We start from the raw sequence: 19,176 nt of genomic DNA, 5'->3' as shown, positions 1-19,176 counted from the left end.
GTTTATCTATAAAAAGCGCTATGAAATAGTGAACAGGCATTAGCTGTTCACTATATAAAATAGATTTTTATCCTATTCTGTCACAACCGTAAAACGTTGTTTAATGTGTTTGGCATTTTCTGCTTCATCAACCATGGCAATGGCATAATCAGCATAGCTAATTTGGCTTTTTCCTTGAGTATTGAATAAGACCTGTTCACCGCCTGCTTTGTAGTGACCTGTTCTTGCGCCATCGGCAATAAACTCAATAGCTGGGCTTAAGTAAGTCCAGTTCACATCCTGACATTTTTTTAATTCATCAAGTGCTTTAGCCATGTTATTAGCTAATGGTTTGAATTCTTCTGGAAACTCGGGTGTATCAACTAAACGAACAGTATGTTCAGGATTGACATATAAACTACCTGCACCACCAACAACTAATAAACGGTTAGGTTTACCTTTTAAAATGTCAGTTAAATGTTTTAAACTTGTTTGATGTTGAGGCAGTGATTCAAGGCTCCATGTTGCAAATGCATCAACAATCACATCAAAAGGTTTCAAATCTTCATAAGTCAGATCAAACAAATCTTTCACTAAAACTTTCGCCTTGGGATCGACATGCGCATTTTGATGACGAACAATTGCTGTCACGTCATGCCCACGCGCAATTGCTTCTTTAACTATCAGACTGCCTGATTTACCACTTGCACCAATAACAGCTATTTTCATCTTTTTGACTCCTTTATTCTTTATTAATTTAATAATATTGTTGGATTCTGGTTTTAGGTTTTGTAAACAAAAATCGTTAAGTAATGAATGTTTTTAGATTAATATTCTAAGTATCTATTGTAAAGTAGGTACTAAACAGTAATATAGTTACCAAATTAATACTATAATTGAATTTAAAGGATTTTTACTATGTCTCTCAATGAAAATTTACCCCCTTGTCCCGTCGAAACTACGCTTATGCTCATGGGCGATAAATGGAAAGTATTAATTGTTCGTGATTTATTAACGGGCACAAAACGCTTTGGCGAATTAAAAAAATCCTTAGACGGAATATCACAAAAAGTCTTAACCCAGCACCTACGTGCAATGGAAAAAAACGGATTAATTCATCGCAAAGTCTATGCCCAAGTACCACCTAAAGTGGAATATACACTGACCGAAGTCGGACAAAGTTTAAAACAGGTTCATGATGCTATGTTAGCGTGGGGAAGTGCTTATAAGTTAAGGCAGTGTGTTAAGAAATAGGTTTTTAACATGAATAAAAAGCTATTTTTTGCCAATTATATTTAATGATCGTTTTGTTAATGATATTAATAGTTATTTAAGATTTTTTTGAAAATTTGACCTGTATCACATATTTAATTAGATTTGTTCACTTTTTTATCTTGTTTTAAGTTAAACTTCGTTTCAAAAATTTATCTTTACAATAGATTATCTACTTTTGAAAGGAAAAACATTGGAAGCAATAAAAACATATTGGTTTTTAAGCGCTAAATTTAATGGTAGTGAAGACCAAACAGAACGTTTTGTTAAATTAGGTATTTGGGAAAATGGTTACGATAATAAATACTTAAATACCGTACGAACCATTTCAGTTGGTGATCGAGTTGCGATCAAATCCACTTATAATTTAAAAAAGAATTTACCCTTTGATAATAAAGGTCAAGCTGTTTCGGTCATGGAGATTAAAGCGACCGGTATTGTGACAAAAAATTATGGTGATGGAAAGTTATTAGAAGTTAATTGGCAAAAAAAGAATTTGAATAAAAAATGGTTTTTTTATACCAATATGGCTACTATTTGGAGTGTTAAAGATGATGAATGGTTATCAAAACAATTAATCAATTTTACTTTCTATAATGAACCACAGGATATTGACTATTTTCGGAATGCGCCTTATTGGCGATCTCGTTATGGTGATGTTGCCAATCGTACCCAATTGTTCAGTTGGGTTCGTTTTTATGAAGCTATTGCAGATAATTTATTAATTTATCTAGATAAAAACAAACGTTCAATATTAATGGAATTTGTCAATCAGCTGGCCACCGAGTTTAAGCTGTCTTATTTACTCGATAAAGGTTTACAGGATATTTGTCCATTTACTGTATTAGGAACATTTAATCGTCATATTAAAGAAACGACAAGAATAGAAATCGCTAAAAAGTGGGCTGAATTTCTTAATATTGAAGAATCTGTCCCTAACTCTTTTGAGGGGATACCATTACTTAATAATCAACTATCTTGGTTTTTTACCAACTCCGAAAATCAACAACAAGAGATTGATAATTTGTGGGAATTTTATGCTACTGCACTGAAATTTTCTAATGTTGATGAAAACTATCAAGATGAGTTTGAACAAAAATTTGACTTAGTCATGTCGCAATCATATTTTCCATGGCAATTAACTAGTGGTTTATTTTGGATTCGTCCTCATGCCTATGTCGTATTGGATAAAGCTTCAAAAACTTATCTTACTGATGAATTGGAGTTGATAAAAGATGATCGATTATCTAAAGAGCATTTTAATGGTAATGTTTACCTAAAATTACTTGATGATTTAGCAACGAGATTTAACGAAGATTACTTTCCTATTCACTCTTTTCCTGAGCTTTATTTCACTGCATTACGTAAATATGAAAATCGCACATTAATTAATGAAAATTTAGCATCTAATAATCAATGGCAAATTATATTATTACAATTCATCCAAGAACTTTGCCAAGATAACGGAAGTAATGTTTTTAATTGTAAAGAGTTGCTGGATAAATACGGACAACAACTTGAGGAGGAATTTCCAAATAATAGAGTTACAAGTAACTTGTTAACTTACACTTTACAACGAATGAAAGATAAAAAATTTTTTCAGTTTTTGGGGAATGGTAAATATCGGTTACTTAATCATAATATTGATGGAAAAAGAGGAGAAATCATGGAAAATGAACCAGATATTGATGCACCATTAACTGATGATCCATTATTTGTTAAGCATCCTTATACATTAAAAGATTTAATTCAAGAAGATTGTTTTATCGATAAACAGCAATTGCAACAAATGATATCCAGTATAACAAAAAAGAAAAATATTATTTTACAAGGTCCCCCTGGTACGGGTAAAACTTGGTTAGCTAAAAGATTGGCTAATATTGTAATTGGCTATAAAGATTCAAATAATATTCGAGCAATTCAATTTCATCCTAATCTATCTTATGAAGATTTTATTCGTGGTTTTCGTCCCGCTAGTGATGGTAAGTTAGCACTGATCGATGGTCCTTTTTTGGAGATAATTCATCAAGCCAGAAATGATCCTCAATCTAAATATGTTATGGTTATTGAAGAGATTAATCGAGGTAATCCCGCACAGATTTTTGGTGAAATGCTAACACTGCTTGAAGCTGATAAGCGAACACCGAGTGAAGCATTAGAATTGACCTATCGCCGTGAACAAGAAAACGGAATATATATTCCCGATAACTTATATGTTATTGGTACAATGAATATAGCGGATCGATCTTTAGCATTAGTCGATTTTGCACTACGTCGACGTTTTGCGTTTTTTACTTTAGATCCTAATTTTTCAGAAAAATGGTTACGCTATATGATTAAAAAAACAGGGCTCAATAGTAAGCTTCTAGAAGAAATAAAAGAAAGAATGAATGAATTAAATGAATTCATTGCTCAAGATAGAATGTTAGGAAGTGCTTTTGCTATTGGTCATAGTTATTTAACTCATCATAGAGCTATACCGAAAAGTGAAGGTTTAGTGTGGTATCAAAATATTATTGATACAGAAGTTAAACCATTATTGGAAGAGTATTGGTTTGATGAAAAAGATCAACTTAACAAAGCTATGAAACTTATTACGATTGCATATAAACAATCTCAATGAATACTAAATCGACAACAAAACAAAATACCACATTAAATAAAATACCTATTAGAAACATATGGTTACTTTTATTGTATGCATCAGATTATTATAAAGAGCTTGATAAACAGCAGCGAATAAATTTTGAAGAAAATCCTGAAAAAATTGTTGAACTGGCTGCTGAGATTTATTGCAAGGCAGTGCACAAAGGATTGCGTTATTCATTATCTAATAGTTATCAACCTGAAAAGCAGGTTTTAACACGTGTTAGAGGAAAAATTGATTATTTAACCACCACACGTAAATTATTACTTGAAAAAGGTAAAATCCATTGTCGATATGATGGATTAACAAATAATACACCCAAAAATCAATATATTCATGATGCTGCTCATGTTTTATTAAGGCAATTAAATAATGATGAATTGATTAAGCAATGTAAACAAATAACCAATCGTTTTAAAGAGTTAAAAATCGGTAAATCTAACTATTACAACCCTGTTATCGATCAGTTCAATCGATCAAATCCTCATGATAATCTATTAGTTTCGGTGGCTAAATTGGTTCATAGTTTGTCTATTCCAACAGAATTATTCGGTAAAGAAACACTTAATCAGTTGGAAAAAACAGATCAGTGGTTAAGATTATTGTTTGAGAAAGCGGTAATTGGTTTTTATCGGGTTAATCTCAATCCAAATGAATGGCAAATCGAGTCGGGAAAAAGGTTTAAATGGCAATGTACCCAATCGACGGACAACATTGGACAGTTTATGCCAGAAATGATTACCGATTTAATTATAGAAAATAACAAAACAAATTCTCGCTTAATTGTGGATACTAAATGTACCTCAATTTTTAATCATAACAGTTTTTCTTTTAAGACAGATCATTTGTACCAACTTTATGCTTATGTAAGAAGTCAAGAAAGAAGTGATGACCGATTATCCTATTCTGCATCAGGTATGCTGTTATATCCAACAACAAATCAATCGATTAATGAAAATACCACCATTCAAAATCATCAGCTATTTTTTTGTACGATTGATTTAAGTCAAGCAAACATGAGAATTAGAGAGTGTTTGCTGTCTTTATTAGCTCAAAGTACATAAGCAATTTACATCAAGATTAGATACCATTAGAATGCATTGATGCATTCAATCGAAAAGTTTATAACCAAGCACCACCTAATATGGAATTCACACATTACCAATGTTGCTCAATGTTTAAGACAAGAGCATACATAAGATAAATAAATTAATAGGATAATATTGATTAAGCAAAGAATTATGGTTCATTAGCCTCAACTTTAGAACAAATAACATAAAATTCATTCGGCTTTGAGTCTTTATCCTGACCAATAATTATTGTATCAGGGTAAAGTTTATTGTCCGTAATAGGGGTAATATCTTTTCGGTATATGTCTGTATCATTCAAAGGAATGGGTTCTTCACAGCTACGCAATATAGCGTTAGCACCAATCAATTTAGCGAACTTGTGCATATCACCTTTGGCTTTAGCATAAAAAGATGTGACGAAATTATCGCTTTCATAACGAATCATATTAACCCATACATTCTTGATTTTGATAGGTTGCTCAAAATGATATTCGATTTCAGTGATATTATCTTGTTGTTTGTTTTTTATGGTAATTTTTTGTTTTTCAAGTTCAGCAATAATTTTTTTATCTTCGATGGCAAAAGGCTTTGATTGACATAATAGAGCAGTTTTAAATTGTTCTGTAACGGTAGCTATTTTGGTGACATCACTTGATGCGTGTCCGGATAAACTGACAAAAAATAAGATATAACCTAACAGTAAATATAATTTTTTCATGTTTAATAGCTTGTCGTAAAGTGAAATATTGAGTTAAACAGTACTACTAATGACCTGTTAAATTTTAATCTGATTCTACCATTAGACATTAAATTAGGTATATCAATATTGCATGATTTTTAATATCATCCAAGCAGCTACCATATCGCAATTTTGTTGAAACTATATTACTATAATTTTATTGATATTTATTCAGCAAAATTATTATGAGCAAGTCATCGAGCCACTTAACCATTAAAGATATTGCCAAACTAAGCGGAGTAAGCAAATCAACGGTTTCAAGAGTAATTAACCATGACCCAATGGTGAAAGAAGCAACACGTAATAAAGTCAATGCTATTATTGAACAATATCAATTTACGCCGTCTAAATCTGCAAGAGCAATGCGAGGTTATGGCAATAAAGTGATTGGTATTATTGTCACTCGTCTCGACTCGGTGTCTGAAAATCAAGCTGTCAGTAGCATGCTGCCAATATTTTATCAACATGGCTATGATCCGATTATTATGGAAAGCCAATTTAATGTTGTAAAGGTTGAAGAACATTTAGCCATGTTGAAAGATAAGCAGGCTGACGGTGTCGTAGTTTTTGCCTTTACAGGATTGGATAAGGGGGTATTGTCTTTCTGGCAAAATAAGAGTGTGGTTATTGCACGTTCATTCCCTAATCATATGTGTGTTTGTTACGATGATATCGGTGCAGTAACTCACTTACTTGAGCATTTATATCATCAGCAAAAACAGCGTAATATTGCTTATATTGGTATTGAACAGCAAGACCAAACTACCGGTGCGCTACGTTATCAAGCTTATCTGGATTTTTGTCAGCTTCATCAAATAACCCCTAATGCTTGTTTAGGAAAATTAAGTTATTTATCTGGCTATCATCTTGCTCAAACAGTCATTAAATCATCACCTTCTGCCATTGTTTGTGCGACTGAAACGCTTGCTTTAGGCTTACATAAATATCTTCATGAAAAGCAATATAAAAATATCATTGTTGCGAGTATCGGGCAGAGTGAATTGCTCCGTTTCCTTTTTCCACAAACGTTATCTGTGGAGTTAGGTTTTGATAAAGCTGGAACTTATACCGCTCATGAATTACTCCGAATGTTAACCAATGGGGTGGAACTTAAAACGGTGACGATTCCTTGCCAACTGGCTGTTAATAAATAGTAATAACAATCTAACAGTATTATATTTTTTATTAATTATGTGAGATCTATCACAAATAGGGAACGTTCCCATTTATTGTTTGTCTTTTTCAATCTATGCTAAATCCTAATTCAAACATAGCCAATGTATTAATAGCTAATTCGGCTAAATATTTATGATAGGGAGACTTGGAGATGGCTAAAGATCCTAACATCACCTCAGAATCGATAACCGCATTGATTGATTGTGTGGGTGGAAAAGAAAATATTGCGAGTGTTACCCACTGTTTAACTCGATTAAGATTTGCACTGTCTGATCCCAAATTAGCCGATATAAAAGCCATAGAGGAATTACCTTTTGTAAAAGGTTGTTTTAATAATGCTGGGCAATTTCAAGTCATTATTGGTACCAATGTGGATAGTTATTATAAAGCTTTAACTCAGCATTTAAATCTTGATGAATCAACTAAGGAGCAAACTAAAGCTGCTGCGAAACAAAATATGTCTTTTTTTGAAAGACTAATTTCGAACTTAGCAGAAATTTTTGTACCCTTGCTGCCTGCTTTAATTGCAGGCGGTTTATTATTGGGGTTACGCAACATTATTGGAGATATGCCCACTATTGATGATAAGCCATTAATTGCAACTTATCATTGGTTAGCGCCTATTTACAATATACTTTGGCTACCTTGTGAAGCGATTTTCCATTTTTTACCGGTTGCCATTTGTTGGTCAACAGTCAAAAAAATGGGTGGTTCACCTGTTTTAGGTATCGTATTAGGCATTACTTTAGTTTCCCCACAATTGATGAATGCTTACGATCTGGGCAGTAAAATACCTGAAGTGTGGGATTTTGGGTTGTTTTCTATCCAAAAAGTAGGGTATCAAGCACAAGTGATTCCATCGATTTTTGCTGGTTTAGCGTTAGGGTGGATCGAAACTCGATTACGTAAAATTATACCTGATTATCTTACGTTGGTGATTGTTCCGATCGTATCGCTACTGCTTGCTGTTTTTCTGGCACATTTTTTATTAGGTCCTTTAGGGCGAATGTTAGGTAATGGTATTGCCTATGGGGTTAGATATTTGATGACTGGAGACTATGCTTTTATCGGATCAGCTATTTTTGGTTTCTTATATTCACCATTGGTAATTACCGGTATTCACCATACGACATTAGCCATAGATATGCAGATGACCCAAAATATGGGGGGAACACCTATTTGGCCAATTATTGCGTTATCAAACATTGCTCAAGCCTCGGCGGTGGTGGGGATTATTTTAGTCAGTAAAAAACATAACGAACGTGAAGTGTCTGTTCCTGCTGCCATATCAGCTTATCTGGGCGTGACTGAACCGGCGATGTACGGTATCAATTTGCGTTATAAATTCCCTATGCTATGTGCCATGATTGGTGCGGCCTTTGCTGGCTTAATTTGTGGTTTGTTTGGGGTATTATCTAATGGTATAGGTGTGGGTGGATTACCTGGCATTTTATCCATAAAACCGATTTATTGGGGAATTTATGCATTAGCCATGGTTGTGGCAATTGTCGTACCTATTGTTTTAACATCAGTTGTTTATAAAATAAAATTGAAAAAAGGTACGTTAGATATTCGCTAAACACGATTTAATAACCGTTAACCGTTCTATTATGGAACGGTTAATTTATAACAGATGAATAATTAAGAGCAAACAATGAATACGAAAGAAATCCCTTGGTGGCAAAATGGAACTATTTATCAAATCTATCCCAAAAGTTTTCAAGCCAGTGGTACTGGTTCAACGGGGGATTTATTAGGCATTATCAGCCGATTGGATTATCTTAAAAATCTGGGCATTAGTGCGATTTGGTTAACGCCAATTTATCCCTCTCCGCAAGTTGATAATGGTTATGATGTATCGGATTACTATAATATTGATCCGGCTTATGGCACGATGGAAGACTTTGAATTATTGGTTAAGCAAGCGCATGAACGTGATATTCGTATTATGATGGATATGGTATTTAACCACACGTCAACAGAGCATCCATGGTTTAAATCCGCCTTAGATAAAACCAGTCCTTTTCGATCGTTTTATATTTGGAAAGATGCCAACGCTGACGGATCAGAACCCAACAATTGGCGGTCAAAATTTGGCGGTAACGCTTGGCAGTGGCATGAGCAATCAGGACAATACTATTTACACCTGTTCGCAAAACAGCAAGCTGATCTCAATTGGGAAAATCCAACCGTTCGCCAAGAGATTAAAAATGTCTGTCAATTTTGGGCGGATAAAGGCGTCGATGCATTAAGGCTGGATGTGATTAATTTGGTCTCTAAACAGCAAGATTTTCCAGATGATATCCAAGGGGATGGACGAAAATATTATACAGACGGCCCCAAAATACACGAATTTTTACAAGAGTTAAGCCGAGATGTTTTTCAACCTAATGGTTTAAAAACAGTGGGCGAAATGTCATCAACTACATTAGAAAACTGTCAAAAATATGCCGCATTGGATGGCAAAGAGTTGACCATGACGTTTAATTTTCATCATTTAAAAATTGATTATCCAAATGGGGAAAAATGGACGCTGGCTAAGGCCGATTTACTTGAACTCAAAAAAATACTTGGCTATTGGCAAAAGGGTATGCACGGAAAGGCGTGGAATGCGATTTTCTGGTGTAATCACGATCAACCTCGCATTGTGTCACGTTTAGGTAATGAAGACCAATACCACAACGAATCGGCCAAAATGCTGGCGATGATTCTTTATGGACTACAAGGCACGCCGTATCTTTATCAAGGTGAAGAGATCGGGATGACCAATCCCCATTTTACCCATATTTCGCAATATAAAGATGTGGAAAGTCTTAACATCTATCAAGAAAAAATTGCCGAAGGTATGTCAGAGTCTGACATGTTAGCGATTCTTGCCAGTAAGTCACGCGACAATAGCCGAACGCCAATGCAGTGGGATAACACCGCCAATGCCGGATTTAGCCAAGGTAAACCTTGGATCGAGGTGGCAAACAATTATCCAAAAATCAATGTTAAGTCAGCGCTTGACGATCCCAATTCCATTTTTTATTGCTATCAAACTTTAATTAGATTACGCAAAACCTATCCGATCTTTATTTTCGGAGACTATAAAGATCTAACGCCTGATGTTGCTAATTGCTGGTGCTATGTCAGACATTGGAATAATCAAACGTTACTTGTAATAGCCAATCTGACCGAAAATACGATTAAATGGCAATTACCTAAAGCGTTAGAAAATCGTCATTGGCAAAGATTGCTAGGTAATTATGAAAACCAAACTGTATTAAAGCCAGAAATGGTGTTACAACCTTATGAGGCAATGTATTGGTTGCATCTAAATAGTGAATCGGTTGTATCAGGTTACAAGGATATACACTAAATAATTTTGTTTTATTGAATTAAAAAATATTGGGCAAATTGAAAGTAAGAAAATGCCAACCCTTGTGTTGGCTTTTTGATTGAAACGCCATAATAAGTTGTTTATTGAAAGTTGTGGATAGTTCATATGGGGCATCAATTCCGTTATGTTAGTTAATCAATAGACATTCTAAATCACGTTAAATAATTGGTAATATGTGTAAATCTAGCTTTCCTGTTATAAAAAACGGGTAATCAGAACGTCAACTATACCCACTTTAGCAGTAATTAATTAGCATAAGTGATGAATAACAATATTTTTTAATTTGTTGGGATAAATTTTGCAAAAATAATTCAGGAGTATATACCGTTATAGTTTATTTTTCGGAGAATTAAATCTTCATGCGATTTAAAATTAAAAATTAGCTATTTTTTTAGCTGTCAGCCATATTAGATGGTAACGTTTGCATCGCTCTACTTAGCAATAGTTTACTAATGTCGCCTATCCTTATCCTCTATTAACCCAATAAAATAGTGTTGCCATTTGGTTAATTAATACAATATAATCAATTATATGTTTAAATATTCAACAGATAAATCATTATGAGTAAACGGATAGCTGTTCTAGGTGATACCACTACGACTGGTGGCAAAATCATCTCAGCATCGGATCAAAGTTTTTGTGCAATTGAAGGTGTAGCTTGTCTTGGGGATTATGCCTACTGTCCTAAATGTAAAAGTACTGGAAAAATTATAGAGGGTGCTGATAATTTTATCGTAGCGGGTAAACCTGCTGCTTATGATGGTTGTATGATTGCATGTAAATGCTCTCCAGTTGGTTATAATAAGATTATAGCAACAAAAAGTACTATTTTTGTTGGTGTAAAAAATCCAAGTAGTCATTTTGCTACAATGACAAATACCTTTGTAAAAAATGACCTAAATAATAATTTAAGCAATGAAGTGGAAAAAAATAGTCAGCAAGATGTAGAGGCTTATTTATTTACTACAAGATGGGACAATTTCACACAACTCGGTAAACATTCTGCACTTTATATTCATATCAAAGGTGAAACTCCTTTAATTTTTGATCCTAATGGCGATTACATGCGACAATATCGAGGACAAGCAGAAGCTTTTTATGATGATGGAGACATCCCTTTTTCAATAGAACAATTTATCAAATACCATGCGGAAGATGGTGATTATGTTTCTCAACGTGAAATCACATTAACACGAGAGCAAGCGCTGAATATTGAAAAAAGAATTATTAATGGTAATTATGCAATTGCTCCTTTTTATTTCCCATATTGTGCGTATGCCATTTCATCTGTTTTAGATGAATATGGTCTACAAGAACTTTATTTATTACCTGGCTCTTTGGAAGAAGCGGTAAAAGAGATTGAAGATAAAAAAGGACAAACTTGTGAAAATAATTAATTTAGTAATTATTGTTTTATTTAATTTTATCGGTGCCTATCTAAGTTACCAATGGTGTTATCGAATGATTATCGCAAAACATCGTACGCCAGAATTATATTATTTGATATGTTATGGTTTGTGTTATTTCTGTTTTATTCTGATTTCAATCTTTCTTTTAAATAAAATAAAACGACCGATGACTTTAGTGATTTTCGGCGTGCCAATTGGTTTTATCATTACCTTAATGTCACCAATTTTCTTCATATTAATTATGGAAGATGATTATAAATCGATTTTTAATCTAGATTTTATTATGGGGATGTTAGGTATCACATCAATGATAACCCTTAATTTTATAATCTATCCGGCAATATTATTATGCTGTCATTATTCTATTGGTGGGATACAAAAAATATCAAGTAAGCTTGCTTTGAAGCAATAATCAATTGTCCGAACTAGCAAAAAAATCGCCCAACTATTTTATACAGTCGAACTTATTAGATTGGATTGTTGATATTGAATTATCTGCTGTTATTTTAGGCGTTTCCTAATAAAAATTAGCAAAATTAGAATCAAAACTAAAATGCTAAATGATTTTTATTGCAGTTTACGATAAACCTATCAGGCAAGCATAAAATAGTTATCAAAGGTATGAACAAGATTAATTAACTACTGCTAAGTCTAAGAAAAATATGCTATATTATTTCTTAAGTGATTTTACAAGGCGATAAAATGGATATAAAACTAACCAAGCATGACAAACGCTATATTGAAAGCACAGACGATGTCTACAGCATTATGCAACGTGTGTTATTGCGTGATAACCAAATCGACCAAGAAAAAGAACATCTTTGGATGATTGGCATGAATCAAGCTGGTTATATCCTGTATATCGAACTGATTGCGCTTGGCAGTTATAAATCGGTCGATGTTGAACCGATGAATGTATTTCGTGTTGCGGTAATGAAAAACGCCTCACGGGTGATATTAGTTCATAATCATCCGTCAGGATCGCTGACGCCGTCGGATGCCGATAAAAATATCACCGATCGCCTAATACAAGTCGGCCGTATTTTAAATATCGACCTAATCGACCACCTAATCATCACCCCAAAATCCTATATCAGCTTTCGCAGTACTAAACTTATGGACGAGTTAGAGCAAAGCCTAAAATATGTCCCAACTTATCAAGTGGTTGAACGCATCCGTAAGGAAGAAAAGTTGATTGCTAAAGAGAAGTTGGCGGTTGCTAACAGCAAAGCGAAGATAGCAAAATTGGGAGAGAAAAAAGAAAGAGAACAAAAAGAACGATTGGTTCAAGCTTTAGTCCAAAAAGAAGTATCCGTTGAACAAATTGCGATCATCATGAAAATTGGTGTAAAAGAGGTTCAAAAGATTTTGAAAAAGAAAAATAGTTAAAATTAAAGAATAATTAGATTTATAAAATGTGAAGTAACTCGCATTTTTTATGTTTATAATTTAAGTTTTGCGATCTAACTAGCCTAAAATCAAAAAGAATTATAAATAAAAACAGATAATCAGAACAGATATAAATATCGACACAAAAAAGAAGTGAAATTGCCATGAATAACGTCTCAAAAATAAAAAAGCCATATCTATGTCTTAATGCTATGCTAGTAGAAAAAAAATACAATACATTAGATTTCAGTAATTTTCTTAAAAAAGAAATCAAAATAAATAGCTATGATTTAGATGATAAATATAAATTAGATGGTAAGTTTTACGTCAAAATCTCAACCGACAAGAAACCAGAATGGCATAAATTTACAGAAAATATTACAGGAAAATCTCTAGATGAATTAATGAACAGATCTAGCTCGGCAGTTTTATTTATAAAAAACCAAGATGTCATTATTGCTTTTACATTCGGATATGGACGTTTTTTAATTGATACAAAATATTTTGTACAAGATTTTGGTATCAAAACTGCTTTAAACACACTTAAACATGATAGTTTACGAAGTATTGATTTACATACATTAGATGACCAATCTATCCAAAAGAGATCTCAAGCATCAAGAAATTCTGGTGTTACCGCATTCGGTATAGATATATCAAAAGATGTTTTACGAGCAGTTACAGGCACTGCTAAAAAAGGTATTAATTTTAAAAATATATCAGGAGGAGATGCCGTTTATTCTTTTAGTGTCGAGATAAACATAGAAGAAATTCCCAATTTAATTACAAATTTATTTACACATTATAATAATGACTCATATAAGATTGAGTTTTCATGGGTTGACAATATAAGAAAAATAAAAGAAAAAACACGTGTAGACGCTCTCGATAACAAATTAATAGAAAATATACAACAAGAATCTACGGGGGTTATGATTACAATTCCTGAGATAATTCAATGGGATTCTGTATATGGGTTTAGTTTTACCAGATCAAAACACATAATTAAGCCCACAATTGAAACAAAAGAATATCTTGATAATATTGATCCATCAGCGGTTAATATAAAATCAATTAAACGAGATCGGCTTCATGTTTTTGATATAAATGAAAATGAAACAGAATATCCAATTTATAATTGTATTTATTTTGAATACAAAAAAGGAAGTAAGACTTTTATTCTTTTCTCTGGACAATGGTATGAAATTGATAATAATTTTATAAAAAGAATTAATAGTGTATTGAATCAAATTGATATATCAGAACTTCAATTTCCTACTGTGTACGACTGGTCAAATGGTAATAAACCAAAACTTGAGGCAGAACAAGAATACAATAAAAGAGCCGCCAAAGAACTTGATTGTTATTTATTAGATAAAAGATTAATAAAAAGTAATAGAACTACAACTCCAATTGAGGTGTGTGATTTATTGACTAAAGATAAAAAGTTTATTCATGTAAAACATCGAAAAGGTGGTTCAGCAGGATTAAGCCATTTATTTTCCCAAGCTAAAGTCTCATCAGAGGTCTTATTAGGGGATAAAGAATTTAGAAAAGCTGTTTCTAAAGAATTAAAAATTTCTTTTCCAAAATTAAAAGAAATTATTCCCATTAACCAATTCAAAAGTGATGGTGTTGAAGTCATTCTTTTAATTTTAGGAGAGAATTCTTCAACATTAAAAAATAATTTACCATTTTTTAGCAAAGTAAATTTGGCAGATACATATCAGAATTTAACTCAAAAAGGATTTAAAGTTACTATTGCAGGTGCAGAAAAAGAACAGAAAATATAAATTGTTATATATAAGTTTAATATTTATTCTATAAGCTATATACTATATTAGCGATCTAGAGAAAATAAAGCTGTTGATAAGATTGTTTATAAAAATTAAATAGATAATCAATATTTGTATGAGATAAAATCAGTATTTTTTCATTATAAATTGTATCAACGACATAGTTATATACCAATTTCCTGACCATATTAAAAATATTAATCTAATATTTTTGATATTTGTTCAAACTTTTCTTTCTCAAATTCATCAAAATTATTTCTAATATTCTTATTTTCTTCCTTTTCATAATATTCAATGATTTTTTGTGGTGCACCGTAATCACTTGCTAATCTCCCTTTTTCGGTAAGTGCATTATATTCAAGTTTAATTAAAAGTTTATCAATACCATGTTCTTCATCTAAATTTGTGTTGTTTAAAGTTGTTTGATGATATTTATACATGATATTAAACACTCCTAAATATTTAACTAATTGATATTTAAATTTGTTAAAGATTACATCAGCCGTTATTCTAATAGCTTCATCAATCTGCTTATTCTTTTTCTCTAACTGATATTTTACACATCCTAAAAAACCATTATTGATGTAGGCAGATAACATATACGTAATAATAGGGTAAGTACCAGACTCTATTTTAGTTTCCGATTCTACAATACGTTTCAGTTGAGGGTTAGTTATAATAGGTTTTATTATATATAAAATAGTTTTTAATCCATCATAATGGATATTTAATTTTGGAGAATTAATATATTGAATTAGTAGCTTTATATTTTTCTTTTCTAAAGTAGTTAATTTTTTAATTCGTTTATAAATATATAGTTTATCTTGATAAGACACAGCTTTGAACATCGATATAATTTCATTTGGAATATTTTCATTTTTTAATTCTGCTAAAATTTTTAATTTACGCATTTTCTCATGCAAATTTAAAAATTTATTATCTGTTATAAATAGATCTATATCATCTTTTCTAGCTTCTTCATCATAGTTTTTGTACTTTATAACATCTCCCTTACTTTTTAGAATATCTACAAATTCTGGTGATAAAATTAATACTCTACCACTATAGTGATGTAAAAAACGTCCAGCTCTACCAACGATATTTTTTGCATCAAATGATTTTAATGTTTTTTTTCCTTTCGAGGCACTTAAAACAACAAGATTTTTTGCAGAAGTATTAACCCCTTCAGTAATTGTTGTCGTTGATATCAATACATTCAATGAGCCTTCATTAAAAAGATCAACAATTTCTTTTTGGATATATTTAGGAATACGGCCATGATGAATACCTATTTTATTTTTTAACGCTTTAATTAATATCCAAGTATTATTTTCTTTATCTCTTAAATTATAATTTTTCTCTAAATGTAAAATAAATCTTTGTAACCTCTTTGATTTGTGATTATTTTTTTGAAAAGATGATAATTTTAAAAGGTTATTGATTGTTTTTTCTGCTTTTGCGGGACCACTGGTATATAAAAGAGCATTTTCTTGAATATTTAAAATAGAAGCTATAATAGAGTATACTTTTTCATTACTTTTATCCGTACTTTTTATGGTTATTTCTAATTCTTCAGTAATTTTATTTAACCCATTTGTCAATGAAATTATTTTCTTTGAGACTATTTCATATTTATTAAAATCAATTACTTTAAACCTATTATCTTTTAAAAAAACATTAAACGATTGATTAATTTTGTTATTTTTCTTTTCTGGAAATTCAATATAGGGACCAACTAATAAAATATCACTCGTTTTAGGCAAAATTTCATGTAAAGTAATACGATAAGCTGTATCTCTTTCGTTTTCTTTATTCTCTGAATCAATCAGATATTCATTATCGATTTTATATATTTCATCAATAAAAACAAAATCTAATGAAAAATTTCTATGTTTATCAATAAAAGATAAATATCGTTCGGGTGTATAGATAAATAGGTTTTTATCACCTAACACAGGGACATCGCTAAGAGTATGAATAGAAAAGTTACTAAAATAATTATACTGAGGATCTGAAATCAATTTTTCATAATTTTCAGACAAAAGCGCTATTGTTGGAAATATTAATGCTACATTTTTGTATTTAAGTTTACGTATTATTTCATATACTAAAAAAGTTTTCCCAAAAGATGTTGTTGCAGATAGAAAATAACGATTTTTTTTATCTACTGAAAACTTATTTAATATTTCTTTTTGATATTTATGTACTTTAATATTTTCATCAACATACAATGATGATTCATATAATAGAGAGGATAGAGTATTAAGGCTTATATCTGATAGTTTATTATCATGATTAAATTTTGCTAACAAATCATAATAATGTGGTATACCTGCAGCATTGGATATATATTTCAGAAATTCTAAATCGGATGATGACAATTGTTCATCTTTAATATAATCAAAATAATTACACACTTCTGAAATAAAATCGTAAGCTTTTAACTTTTTAGCTTTATAATCGTTGAGACTTTTTATTAAATTAGCGGTTTTCTCGATTCGATACATTCAATCACCTTTTGTTTAATCTGCTTTATTTGATCTAAAGGCATTAATATAAAAAATAATTTATAATCAATCGATAATGAAAAATTTTTATCCATAGAATTTTTATCAATACAATCAATTGCTTTAATGATTTTTTGTTCAAAATTAGATTTTTTATCTGAATAAATTAATAAGATAGGATAAACAAGCGTCATATTGTATTTCTTTATTTCATCAATAATTTTAATAGAAGGATTATCTCGCCAGCTATTAAGAATAGCTTCAATTTTAGAACCTTTTATACTAAACTTTTCACTATAATCATCAAATTCTAAAACATTTGTTGATAAATAATCATCTGAAAGAGCTTTATTTAATCCCTTTAAGGCGCTTTTCACGCATGAAGCGAGTGATTCTCTAAATTTAACTTCTCCAAACCATAAATAAATATCATCCTTATGTTGGGCTAAATGATAGGAGTCATAACCTGACGTTTCCGCTTTTGCAAGAGGACTATAAAAATAACCTCTTGATATGATCGGCTTTGCTTGGAAAAAATAGTATAAAATTGAGTACAGCAAAACTTCACCATAAAAACCATACTTTATCTTTGTATCTAGATCCTGATCTGGTGAATACTTAATTTTTTTCTGTATAGCCTTATCTAAAAGATTTTCGTATGAATATCTATCAATCTCGAATTGATTGAATGAGTAATCAATAATTGAATTATAAATTAGATCTATTAGTTTTTCATTTGAATAGCAGATAAAAACATGATCATTATGATTGCTAATATCTGTTTTTTTTAAACCAAGACTTTCATTAGGTAATTGATATTTTTGTGATAATGTTTGTTTAACTAATTTTTGTAACTCAATTCTCAAAACAGCCCTTATTTAATATATTAAACTATATATGAGTATTATTATATCACAGTATTATAATTTTCTTAATATAAAATTTACAATTAGCTATTACTATTATGCATAAATTAACATTTTAGGTTAATATTTGTTAGGGAGCGGCAAATAATTTTTAAAATTAAAAAGTAAATTAAAATATATTACATATTTTAAGTGATATTTATTTAAGGGCTAGCCTATCTACTATTAACTGATCACTCATTTATTTTTTTAAAATTATCAATATATTAATTGAATATAAAATAAACAACTAATCTAGGTGAAAAATGGATAATTAATATTTATAAAATCTATTTCTATAAATAAAAAAGGTTATCATTATTAATTGGAAGAATAAAAGGAATATAATTAATTTAACACCAAGATAATAATACTGTTTCAAAGTTGCTTAAAAAGTACAATAAAAAAGGCGCACAATGTACGCCTTTTTTACTTGTTTGCATCGGTGATGCGATAAAGGTTATAAATTATTTAATAACCTTAGCAACAACACCCGCACCAACAGTACGACCACCTTCACGAATCGCAAAACGTAAACCTTCTGCCATCGCGATTGGGTGAATTAATGATACTGACATTTTGATGTTATCGCCTGGCATTACCATTTCTACGCCTTCCGGTAATTCGATTGTACCAGTCACGTCAGTTGTACGGAAGTAGAACTGTGGACGGTAACCTTTGAAGAATGGAGTGTGACGACCACCTTCATCTTTACTTAAGATATACACTTCTGATTCGAAATCAGTATGTGGAGTGATTGAACCTGGTTTTGCTAATACTTGACCACGTTCGATTTCTTCACGTTTAGTACCACGAAGTAATACACCAACGTTTTCACCAGCACGACCTTCGTCTAGTAATTTACGGAACATTTCAACACCAGTACAAGTTGTTTTTGCTGTTGG

General features: G+C 31.3%; 15 protein-coding genes. 10 read left to right on the top strand and 5 right to left on the bottom strand.

Annotated elements, in window-relative coordinates; genetic code table 11:
- Positions 1 to 72: 72 nt before the first annotated feature.
- The gene (locus ACGH46_RS07610; RefSeq protein ID WP_411599454.1) at positions 73 to 708 is read right to left on the bottom strand and encodes an NAD(P)-dependent oxidoreductase; all 636 of its coding nucleotides are present in this window, start codon (positions 706 to 708) and stop codon (positions 73 to 75) included.
- A gap of 189 nt (positions 709 to 897) precedes the next feature.
- Between ACGH46_RS07610 and ACGH46_RS07605 the strand changes: the two genes are divergently transcribed.
- The 3 genes from ACGH46_RS07605 to ACGH46_RS07595 all read left to right on the top strand — a co-directional run bounded on the left by ACGH46_RS07605 (position 898) and on the right by ACGH46_RS07595 (position 4,962).
- Positions 898 to 1,233 carry a winged helix-turn-helix transcriptional regulator gene (locus ACGH46_RS07605; protein WP_220216094.1) on the top strand — a complete coding sequence of 112 codons (336 nt, stop codon included), beginning with the start codon at positions 898 to 900 and terminating at the stop codon, positions 1,231 to 1,233.
- A gap of 211 nt (positions 1,234 to 1,444) precedes the next feature.
- Positions 1,445 to 3,874 (top strand): McrB family protein, encoded by a 2,430-nt coding sequence (locus ACGH46_RS07600; protein ID WP_411605127.1) that lies wholly within the window; start codon positions 1,445 to 1,447, stop codon positions 3,872 to 3,874.
- Entirely contained in the window at positions 3,871 to 4,962 is a 1,092-nt protein-coding gene (locus ACGH46_RS07595) for a 5-methylcytosine restriction system specificity protein McrC (protein ID WP_267378576.1), read from the top strand. Before ACGH46_RS07600 ends, ACGH46_RS07595 begins: the two co-directional genes overlap by 4 nt.
- A gap of 175 nt (positions 4,963 to 5,137) precedes the next feature.
- On the opposite strand, the gene ACGH46_RS07590 is transcribed toward ACGH46_RS07595, so the two are convergent.
- A complete protein-coding gene (locus ACGH46_RS07590) occupies positions 5,138 to 5,686 on the bottom strand; it encodes a hypothetical protein (protein WP_411605124.1) in 549 nt (182 codons plus the stop codon).
- A 206-nt stretch (positions 5,687 to 5,892) separates the two neighbouring features.
- Here ACGH46_RS07590 and treR point away from each other — a divergent pair, with 206 nt between their 5' ends.
- The 7 genes from treR (at position 5,893) to ACGH46_RS07555 (ending at position 14,856) form a co-directional block, all read left to right on the top strand.
- A complete protein-coding gene (treR, locus tag ACGH46_RS07585; protein WP_411605122.1) occupies positions 5,893 to 6,861 on the top strand; it encodes a trehalose operon repressor TreR in 969 nt (322 codons plus the stop codon).
- A gap of 173 nt (positions 6,862 to 7,034) precedes the next feature.
- The gene (treB, locus tag ACGH46_RS07580; RefSeq protein WP_411605120.1) at positions 7,035 to 8,462 is read left to right on the top strand and encodes a PTS trehalose transporter subunit IIBC; all 1,428 of its coding nucleotides are present in this window, start codon (positions 7,035 to 7,037) and stop codon (positions 8,460 to 8,462) included.
- Positions 8,463 to 8,537: 75 nt separating this feature from the next.
- A complete protein-coding gene (gene treC, locus ACGH46_RS07575) occupies positions 8,538 to 10,244 on the top strand; it encodes an alpha,alpha-phosphotrehalase (protein WP_411605118.1) in 1,707 nt (568 codons plus the stop codon).
- Positions 10,245 to 10,825: 581 nt separating this feature from the next.
- Positions 10,826 to 11,662, top strand: a complete 837-nt coding sequence (locus ACGH46_RS07570) for a PAAR domain-containing protein (protein WP_411605116.1) — start codon at positions 10,826 to 10,828, stop codon at positions 11,660 to 11,662.
- A complete protein-coding gene (locus ACGH46_RS07565; protein WP_411605199.1) occupies positions 11,649 to 12,086 on the top strand; it encodes a hypothetical protein in 438 nt (145 codons plus the stop codon). Before ACGH46_RS07570 ends, ACGH46_RS07565 begins: the two co-directional genes overlap by 14 nt.
- Before the next feature lie 290 nt (positions 12,087 to 12,376).
- On the top strand, positions 12,377 to 13,063 hold the full coding sequence (locus tag ACGH46_RS07560; protein ID WP_411605114.1) for a JAB domain-containing protein: 687 nt from the start codon (positions 12,377 to 12,379) through the stop codon (positions 13,061 to 13,063).
- Between the two features lie 164 nt (positions 13,064 to 13,227).
- Positions 13,228 to 14,856, top strand: coding sequence for a TIGR04141 family sporadically distributed protein (locus ACGH46_RS07555; protein WP_411605112.1), 1,629 nt, complete (start codon positions 13,228 to 13,230; stop codon positions 14,854 to 14,856).
- Between the two features lie 200 nt (positions 14,857 to 15,056).
- Here ACGH46_RS07555 and ACGH46_RS07550 read toward each other — a convergent pair whose 3' ends face one another.
- From ACGH46_RS07550 to ACGH46_RS07540, 3 genes are all read right to left on the bottom strand, one after another.
- Complete coding sequence (locus ACGH46_RS07550) at positions 15,057 to 17,366, bottom strand: helicase-related protein (protein ID WP_411605109.1); 2,310 nt, start codon at positions 17,364 to 17,366, stop codon at positions 15,057 to 15,059.
- On the bottom strand, positions 17,336 to 18,232 hold the full coding sequence (locus ACGH46_RS07545) for a Hachiman antiphage defense system protein HamA (RefSeq protein WP_411605108.1): 897 nt from the start codon (positions 18,230 to 18,232) through the stop codon (positions 17,336 to 17,338). The genes ACGH46_RS07550 and ACGH46_RS07545 overlap by 31 nt, the downstream gene beginning before the upstream one ends.
- A 506-nt stretch (positions 18,233 to 18,738) precedes the next feature.
- A partial coding sequence (locus ACGH46_RS07540; protein WP_411599499.1) for an EF-Tu/IF-2/RF-3 family GTPase occupies positions 18,739 to 19,176 on the bottom strand: 438 nt, incomplete at its 5' end.

Source organism: Gilliamella sp. CG22 (genome assembly GCF_046635725.1).
In the GTDB taxonomy this organism is placed as follows: Bacteria; Pseudomonadota; Gammaproteobacteria; order Enterobacterales; family Orbaceae; genus Gilliamella; species Gilliamella apicola_I.
This window is presented reverse-complemented; position numbering and strand designations above follow the sequence as displayed.